At 62.3% G+C, this 1,009-nt stretch carries 1 protein-coding gene and 1 pseudogene; both read right to left on the bottom strand.

Going from position 1 to position 1,009, the window contains the following annotated elements; all coding sequences use genetic code 11:
* Positions 1-165 (bottom strand): annotated as a pseudogene (locus BSK43_RS00015) (tRNA uridine-5-carboxymethylaminomethyl(34) synthesis GTPase MnmE); the annotation flags it as partial.
* Between the two features lie 69 nt (positions 166-234).
* Positions 235-1,009 (bottom strand): membrane protein insertase YidC (gene yidC, locus BSK43_RS00010; protein ID WP_136686614.1); only part of this gene is annotated, 775 nt, incomplete at its 5' end.

Raw genomic sequence — 1,009 nt, 5'->3', positions numbered from 1 at the left:
GGCATCGAGGAACGGTCCGTAATGCGCATGCCGGGCCTTCAACTGGCGTCCGCTCACGGCCACGGCCATCCGTCCGGCGAGAGGTCCGGAAACCCGGACGATGCCCACGCCGCCGCGGCCCTGGGCGGTTGCGATCGCGACGATGGTTTCGGTGGCGGCTTGCATGTGGATATCTCCGGATAGCAAGACGCCCCTCGAGGGGGCGTCTTGTTGTGGACAGTTTCGCGATAGGCGTCAGGCGGTCTTCGCGGCTGCCTCGATCTTGCGGGTAATGTACCACTGCTGCGCGATCGACAGGCAGTTGTTGACTACCCAGTACAGCACCAGGCCGGCAGGGAACCAGAGGAAGAAGAAGGTGAAGATGATCGGCATCAGCTTCATCACCTTGGCCTGCATCGGGTCCGGCGGAGTCGGGTTGAGCATCTGCTGGATCAGCATGGTGCCGCCCATGACGATCGGCAGGATGAAGAACGGATCCTTCACCGACAGGTCGGTGATCCAGCCGAGCCACGGCGCCTGGCGCATTTCCACGCTTTCCAGGAGTACCCAGTAGAGGGAGAGGAAGACCGGCATCTGGACCAGGATCGGCAGGCAGCCGCCCAGCGGATTGATCTTCTCCTTCTTGTACAGCTCCATCATCGCCTGGGACATCTTCTGCCGATCGTCGCCGTGCTGTTCCTTGATCGCCTGCATCTTCGGCGACACCGCGCGCATGCGCGCCATCGAACGGTAGCTGGCGGCGGACAACGGGAAGAAGGCCAGCTTGATCAGGACGGTCAGGGCGATGATCGACCAGCCCCAGTTGCCGATCAGGCTGTGGATATGTTGCAGCAGCCAGAAGATCGGCTGGGCGATGAACCAAAGGAAACCGTAGTCGACGGTCAGTTCCAGGCCCGGGGAGAGTTCCTTCAGGTGCTTCTGGAGTTTCGGGCCGGCATACAGGGTCAGGTCGGTTTCCACCTTGCTACCCGCCGGAACGCTCAGGGTCGGGCCGGTGAAACCGACGATG

Origin of the sequence: Rhizobium sp. P44RR-XXIV (assembly GCF_001999485.2) — a bacterium.
Taxonomy (GTDB): Bacteria; Pseudomonadota; Alphaproteobacteria; order Rhizobiales; family Rhizobiaceae; genus Rhizobium.
The sequence above is the reverse complement of the archived record's forward strand: the minus strand, read 5'-3'. Positions and strand labels throughout refer to the sequence as shown.